Below are 7,861 nucleotides of genomic sequence, written 5' to 3'. Positions count from 1 at the left end.
CGGGGACTGTCGCGCGTCCCGTCCCAGATGCCACGGTCACGGGGAGACGATGAGGAGCCGTGGCGTGGTCACCCACCTTCCCTTGATCACCCGTCCGATGGCGGAGCTGTGCGCCGACGGACGTACGGTGTTCCTGCCCGGCGGGGCGATGGCGGTCGTAACCGACGAGATCCCCACGGCGGACGACCCGTTCCTCCAGTGGGCCGCTGCCGCTGCCCGGGTCTCCGGCCCGCTGGCCACTCCGTTGTTCCCGCAGGAGGACTCGGAGCTGCTGCGTCGCATGCTGGCCCGGCAGTCGGCCGAAGACCTCGACCTGACTCCGGTGCACTGGCCGGAGTCGGCCGGGCCGGTGACCCTGCCGGCTCTGGCGGAGTGGGCCGACGACCTGCGACTTCCCGCGCAGGTGCTGCGTGCCCAGCTCGACGGCGACGGCACGACGGACGAGCCGGTGCCGTACGGGCCGCATCGCGTCGTCGACCTGGACGCCGAGGGCCGGATCACCGCGCCCGGCGCCGGCGTGACGGTGCGGCTGGCGCCGATGGCACACCGCGAGCCGTCGCCCTGGGCGGACGTACCCGCCGGGCCGTTGGAGATGCTGTCCGGGAAGCCGTACCTCTCCGGGCGGATCGTCTTCTCCGCCGACGGTGTCGAGGTCGGCCTGCCGGCGGCGCTGACCAACCACCGGTACCGCGCGGCACTGCGTACCCACGGCCTGCGCTTCACCTCCGGCGACGACGCCCTCGCGGCGACCGGCGCCGAGCGGGTGGACGAGCCGACCGGGTACGTCGACCTGGCGTACCGGATGGAGCAGGCCGGTGCCGGCGCACACGCCGTGGTCGTCGTGGACGGCCCGGACGGCGAGTCGATCCATCTGGCGGTGAACGACGGGGCCCGCAACCTCTCGCTGCTCGGCCCGGACGGGTCGGTGCTGCTGCCCGCCACCGAATCCGGCCGGATCCGACTCGCCCTGTACCCCGGGGAGCCGGTGAGCGTCGAGGAGCGACTGATCCAGATCGCTGCGGCTTCGACTGGTAGCTCGGCCGCGGTGTCCACCGGACCTTCCTGGGCGGAGACCACCCGCAACGAGGTCGCGCTCCACACCTGGCAGGCGGCCGACGGCACGGGCCGGGTCATGGAGATCATCGGCCCGGCGGCAGCGGTGTCCACGCACGACCTGGGCGTACTGGCGGAGGCGGCCGAGTACCTCGACCAGCCGATCATCGTGCTGGCCACCGAACGGCCCGGTCGGCGTCCCGCCCCGGAGCAGGTGTCGCTGCTGAACCGGCGTCTCTTCGTGCACCTGGGTGAGTCGGTCCTGGCCGGCGGTCACGACCCGGTGCCGGTCGTCTACACCCGCGCGTCCGCGTCGCCGGAACTCACCCGGGTGCTCGACGAGTACGGCGCGCCACTGGTGTACGAGGCACCCGGGCTCTCCGCGCCAGGTGCGGGCGGAATGCCGCTGCTCAACCTGGGCAGCGCGTGGACGGCGCGGCGACCGGGTGGCTCCCCGGGCGGGGGTGGCCAGACGGCACCGCCCGTCGTGGACGCGCTCAGCGTGGACCTGATCGAGGCGGCCACCGGTCTGCGCCGGGCTCCCGCGTTCACACCGCCGACCGTCCCGGTGGTGTCGTTCCTGTCCGCCTCGCTGACCGATCCGCAGGCCATCGTGTCCGGGCTGGACCGCGCCGGCCCGGCCCTGCCCGACCAGCACTCCCAGTTGCGCGATGCGGTGCACCGGGTTCCGTCCCTCGCCGGCTACCACGCGGTGCTCAGCCTGGCCAAGCCCCTGCTCCTCGACGGCCCGGCCCGGCCCGGCGGCGCGGCGGGCACCCGTGGTGCGGTTGGTGCCGGTGGCGCGGCCGGCTCCGCAGCGCAACTCGGCGCGATGGCACCGATGCTCGCCGACCTGGCCGGGGTGTCGTTCGACGACCGGGCCAGCCACGCGATCCTGGCCGCGATCGGCGATCTGATCGAGGGCAACCGGTCGGCCGACGAGGTGACGACCGCCATCTGGGCGTTCAAGGACGACCTGCCGGGCGGCGGTGCGGTCCGGGCGAACTGGATCCGCAAGATCAATGCGCTGGTGCCGTTGGTGGCCGAGGGCCACCGGGAACCCCTCACACAGATCCAGGAGGCGATCATGACCTGTCCCGACCCGGACAGATGAGCCCGTCCCGGCGACTGAACGGGAGGTCACCCCGGCCCGTCGTGGAGGACATGAACGAGCGGAGCGTGGCCGGATGAGCCGGGTCGCCTTCCACCGTCCGGCCCGTCACATCCTTCCGGCGCTGCCGACGGACCGGATCGTGCTGCCCATACCCCCCGAGGTGCCGGACGCCTCGACCGGTTCGCACGCCTGGAACCTGGTCCTGCCGCTGATCAGCAGCGTCGGCATGGCCGCGTACATGGTCAGCTTCGGGCAGCCGGCGACCATCATCCTCGGCTCGGTCTTCTTCTTCTCCTCGATCGCCGCCGTCGTCTTCCTCTTCCTCGGACAGCGGCGTACCCGAGGGGTCACGGCCCGCAAACAGCGCCGCCGGTACCGCAGCCACCTGCGGCTCGTGCGGGACCAGGCGCGGCAGAGCGCCAACGCGCAACGCGCCGCCTCCGCGCTCGCCAACCCCGAACCGGCCCGGCTCTGGTCGATCGGCGTCGGCGGCCACCGCGTCTGGGAACGCCGTCGCGACGACGCCGACTTCCTCCAGGTCCGGCTCGGCCGGGGTACGGTCCGACTGACCACCCCGATCGAACTCGACGCGAAGATCGACCCGCTGACCGACTACGACTGGGAGTCGCAGGAGGCCGCCGAACGACTGGTGGAACGACTCGGCGTGGTACCCGAGCAGCCGATGGTGGTCGACATCGGCCGGGCCGGGGTGATCAGCCTGCTCGGCCCACCGCCGGCCACCGCCGAGGTCGCCCGCGCTCTGCTCTGCCAGGTCAGCGTCTTCCACGCGCCGGACGACGTGCTCGTCGCGGTGGAGGCCGGCGGGGACGACCAGTGGCAGTGGGCGAAGTGGCTGCCGCACACCATCGACCCGGAACTGCGCGGCGAGGCGGGGGAGCTGTCGCTGGTCGGGGAGAGCCCCGCCGCGCTCACCGACTACCTGGAGGCCGAACTCCGACGCCGCCTCGACCAGCAGGGCAACCGGCGCCCGACCACCGGCGGACCGACCCTGCCCCGGCTGATCCTGGTGTTCACCAGCTTCGACCCGTTCTCCGAGTGGGGGCGTGGCGAGCTGATGGCCGCCCTGCTGGCCGGGGCCGGTCCGCATCTCGGCATCACGCTCGTCTTCCTGGTCCAGCGCGAGTCCGACGAACCGAGCCGGGTCAACCTGCGGCTGCGGTGTGGAGCGGACGGCCAGCTCACCACGGAGGGCAGGGCGGACCTGGTCGTCACACCCGCCACCGACTGCCACGTCGACCGGGTGAGTCTGGGCATGGCCGAGCTGGTCGCCCGGACCCTGGCACCGCTGCGGCTCAGCGACGAACGGGAGCAGGTCCTCGCCCGCACCGTTTCGCTGACCGAGATGGTGCTCGGCGGCGACCCGATGAACTCCGAGATCACCAGCCGCTGGATCGGTGCCGGTGACCCACGGCTGCTGCGCGCCCCGATCGGCACCGACGGGGACGGCCATCCGCTGGTGCTGGACATCAAGGAGTCGGCGCAGGGCGGCTCCGGCCCGCACGGCCTGATCGTCGGTGCCACCGGCTCGGGCAAGAGCGAGTTGCTGCGGACGCTCGTCACCGGCCTGGCCCTGACCCACCCGCCGGAGCTGCTCAGCTTCGTGCTGATCGACTTCAAGGGCGGTGCCGCCTTCGCCCCGTTGACCGGGCTGCCGCACGTCGCCGGTCTGATCACCAACCTGGCCGACGACGCCGCGATGATCGACCGGGTGCTCGCCGCGTTGATGGGCGAGCAGCAGCGCCGGCAACGCATGCTGCGCGACGCCGGCAACATCGACTCGGTACGCGAGTACCAGAGCCGCCGCGCGGAGGGTGCCGTCGGCACCGACGGTCGTCCGCTCGACCCGCTGCCGTACCTGCTGATCGTGGTGGACGAGTTCGGCGAACTGCTCTCCGGCCGGCCGGACTTCGCCGAGTTGTTCGTGCAGATCGGCCGGGTCGGTCGAAGCCTCGGCATGCACCTGCTGATGGCCACCCAGCGGCTGGAGGAGGGGCGACTGCGGGGCCTGGACTCCCACCTGTCCTACCGCATCTGCCTGCGTACGTTCAGCGCCAGCGAGAGCCGTACGGTGATCGGCACCACCGACGCGTACAACCTGCCGCCGATCCCCGGATCCGCGTACCTCAAGGTGGACGAGTCGATCTACCAGCGGTTCCGGGTAGCGCACGTGTCGGCCGGGTACGTCTCGGCCGAGGAACGCGAACGGGCCAGCGGTGCGAAGCCCCGCAACACCGTCGCGCAGTTCCCGCTGCGGGGATTGACCCGGATGACCGAGGAAGAGCTGGACGAGCCGCCACCGGCAGCGGAGCGGGGCGGCCAGACCGAGCTGGGCATCGTGGTGGACCGGCTCACCTCGATCATCAGCCCGGTGCACCAGGTCTGGCTGCCGCCGTTGCCGAAGGCGCTCGCCCTGGACCACCTGCTCGGCCCGGTCGCCCACCACCCCGGCCGGGGCTACAGCGCGAAGCACTGGCCGATGACCGGCTCGCTGTCCGTGCCCATCGGCCTGCTCGACCTGCCGTTGAAGCAGGAGCAGGAAACGCTGATGATGGACTTCGGCGGGGCACACGGCAACATCGCGATCGTCGGCGCACCGCAGACCGGGCGCAGCACGCTGCTGCGGACCCTGATGCTCGCCGGGATGCTCACCCACAGCCCCGACGAGATGCAGTTCTACTGCGTGGACTTCGGCGGCGGCACGCTGCACACGATGGCCGAGGCGCCGCACGTCGGCTCGGTGGCCGGTCGTAGCGATCGTGACCTGGTCAGCCGGATGATCGTCGAGGTCCGGTCGCTGATCAGCGAACGGGAGCAACTGCTCCGCTCCCTCGGTCTGGACTCCATCGCCGACCTGCGGGACCTTCGCCGCGCCGGCAAACTGCCCGAGGGCGTACGCGCCGCCGACGTCTTCCTCTTCGTCGACAACTGGGGCGCGCTACGGACCGAGTTCGACTGGGCCGACCCGGTCATCAACGAGATCGCGGCCCGTGGACTCGGCGTGGGCGTACACCTGATCATCACCACCGGCCGGTGGAACGACATCCGCCCCGCCCTGCGGGACAGCATCGGCACCCGGATCGAGTTGCGCCTCAACGACCCCGCCGAGTCCGAGGTGAACCGTCGGCTCGCCGCCCGGGTGCCGGCGAAGGTGCCCGGCCGGGGGCTGAGCCTGCCGGGCGTCTACTTCCAGCTCGTCCTGCCCCGGATGGACGGCCAGGACAGCATCGACGGTCTACGCGCGGCCCAGCAGGACGTACTCGGAAAGATCGCCGCCGGGTGGTCCGGCCCCCCGGCCCCACCGGTACGCCTGCTTCCGGCACGGATCGACGCCGCCGAGGTACCCGCGCCGCCGGACGCCGCCCCGACCGCCGTACCCATCGGTATCGGCGAGTCCGACCTGAAGCCGGTGACCGTCGACCTGATCCGCGACGACCCGCACTTCCTCGTCTTCGGTGATGCCGGCTCCGGCAAGTCGACGGCCCTGCGTACCTGGCTGGCGGCGCTCTGCGCGCGCCAGTCCGCCTGGGACGCGCGGGTGGTGCTGCTCGACGCCCGGCTCTCCCTGCTCGACGCCGTGCCGCAGGACCACCTGGCCGCCTACGCCGGCGACCCGGACACCGCCAGCGCCTACGTCCAGCAGGTGGTCGCGAAGCTCACCGAGCGGCTGCCACCGGCCGGCATCAGCCCGCAGCGGCTACGCCAGCGGGACTGGTGGGAGGGGCCGGACATCTACGTGGTGGCCGACGACTACGACCTGCTGCCCACCGGCTCCGCGGCCCCGCTAGCCCCGCTGTCCCGCTTCCTGCCGCAGGCCCGCGACATCGGCCTGCACCTGGTGCTCGCCCGCCGGGTCAGCGGCATGGCCCGCGCCATGGCCGACCCACTGCTCAACCGGGTCAAGGAGATGGGTTGCAGTGGCCTGATCCTCTCCGGCGACAGCCGAGAGGGCGTCGTGCTGGGCAACGAGCGTGCCGCCGCCCGCCCACCCGGCCGAGGAAGCCTCGTCGAGCGGTCCCAACCGGGCCGACTGATCCAGGTCGCGCTCCCGCCGCCCGTCCCGGAGACACCCGAGCAGGACGGTCCCGACACCGCCCCGGCGTGACCGCCCCGGTGTGACGTGGACGGCGTGGGAGGGCCGGCGTGACGTGGACGCGTGGATTTGCCGGGTATCGGCAGCCACGACCGTCGGCCGGCGACGACGAGCACGGGCTCACGGTCCGTCTCGGGGCCTGTCGAGCTGATAGCGGCAACGAATCATCCCGCCCGACGGCGTGAACGGTTCAGCTCGACAGGGCGACACCCGAAGTAGACGTGGCGCGCGAAGTAGACGTGGCGCGGCGGTAGCCGAATATCTGCTTCAACGGCGGGCAATTCGCCGGATGTGTTGCGTGGAGTGAAGCAGAGCAGAGGCGGCACACCGGTGGGTACGGACGAGAGCCGGGGAAGGGGAGGGGTGGCGTCCCCATTACGGGACGTCGGCATAGCCCCCGTATGAGCGTGCGGTGCCACGCCCTGCCGGGGTGGGTGCCGGATGAGGGACTACCGGCTGCTCCGTGTGTCCTGCGAGGCTGGGGCCATCGTCGCCGACGGCCGTGCGCGGTCGTCCGGAGGCGGATCGGCGAGGGAGGGGTTGCTGTGGTCAGCGGGCAGGCGGATTTCAGCGAGATGTTGGCTCGGACCCAGGCGCTTGAGCACGAGGTCGCCGAGCTGGCGCAGTCGATGAGCAACTCCGAGGTGGTCGGGTCGGCGGCCGGCGGGGGCGTGACGGTCACGTTGGCCGACAGCGAGTTCCAGGCGGTGTACATCGACCCGCGCGTGATGGAGACCTGCGACGCGGACGAACTGGCCGACCTGGTGCTGGCGGCGCTGCGGGACGGGACCGAGCAGTTGCGCGTGCAGGCTGCCGAGCGGATGACGCTACTGACCGAGTCGATCAGCAGGCTGGCCGGGTAACAACCGATCGTGGACCCCACCGAGGCGACGCAGACGCCGGCCCGGCGGGCGGTGCGGTGGCGGTCGGACTTCGTCACCGCGTTCGTCGAGCACGCCGGGTCGAAGCCGGCCAGCGACCGGTTGTCGGTCAGGCTACCGACGCTGATCACGGTAACCGCGGTGTGCATGCTGATCTCCCTGGTGGTGGGGATCTTCTGGCAGCTCATCAGCCCACGATCCAAGGCCGGTGCGGCGGACCCGGGCTACGTCGCGACGGCGGGCTGGGGCTGCGACACCACCAACGACCACGGGTTCGACGTGCAGGGACGGACCGACCAGTGGCGTACGGTGGCCGACGGCGGATGGTCCGAGGGCGGCTGTCGGGGTACCTTCCAGACACTGCCGATCAGCAACGACGCCGACCAGTCGGTCCAGTGGTGGTTCGTCCCGTCCACCGGCGGGCAGTGCCGAGTCGAGGTGTACGTGCCGCGTGGCACGTCCGGCGCCGGCACCTGGGTGACCAGCGTCCGCTACGAGGTGCTGGCCGGTCGCGGCGGCGCCGCGTACGCCGAGTTCGAGATGAACCAGGCGCAGAACACCGGGCGGTGGGTGGACGTCGGCGCGTTCCCGCTGCGCACCAACGAGTTGGCGGTACGCGTGACGGCGCGGGCGGCGGGCGAGGCCGACGCGCGACTCGCGGTCTCCGCCGTACGGGCCACCTGCGGCCGGTGACGGTCGCCG

The 7,861-nt window shown here is 72.1% G+C and carries 4 protein-coding genes; all 4 read left to right on the top strand.

Features of this window, described 5'->3' with window-relative positions; translation table 11 throughout:
• Positions 1–64: 64 nt before the first annotated feature.
• Positions 65–2,167 carry a hypothetical protein gene (locus ACFYTT_RS08160; RefSeq protein ID WP_387258115.1) on the top strand — a complete coding sequence of 701 codons (2,103 nt, stop codon included), beginning with the start codon at positions 65–67 and terminating at the stop codon, positions 2,165–2,167.
• Positions 2,168–2,240: 73 nt separating this feature from the next.
• Positions 2,241–6,290 (top strand): type VII secretion protein EccCb, encoded by a 4,050-nt coding sequence (gene eccCb / locus ACFYTT_RS08155; RefSeq protein ID WP_387258114.1) that lies wholly within the window; start codon positions 2,241–2,243, stop codon positions 6,288–6,290.
• Between the two features lie 563 nt (positions 6,291–6,853).
• The gene (locus ACFYTT_RS08150) at positions 6,854–7,141 is read left to right on the top strand and encodes a YbaB/EbfC family nucleoid-associated protein (protein WP_161594869.1); all 288 of its coding nucleotides are present in this window, start codon (positions 6,854–6,856) and stop codon (positions 7,139–7,141) included.
• A gap of 9 nt (positions 7,142–7,150) precedes the next feature.
• Positions 7,151–7,852: a hypothetical protein gene (locus ACFYTT_RS08145; protein WP_176092457.1), complete on the top strand. Its 702-nt coding sequence runs from the start codon at positions 7,151–7,153 to the stop codon at positions 7,850–7,852.
• The last annotated feature ends 9 nt before the right edge of the window (positions 7,853–7,861 follow it).

Origin of the sequence: Micromonospora sp. NPDC003816 (assembly GCF_042874705.1) — a bacterium.
In the GTDB taxonomy this organism is placed as follows: domain Bacteria; phylum Actinomycetota; class Actinomycetes; order Mycobacteriales; family Micromonosporaceae; genus Micromonospora.
The sequence above is the reverse complement of the archived record's forward strand: the minus strand, read 5'-3'. Positions and strand labels throughout refer to the sequence as shown.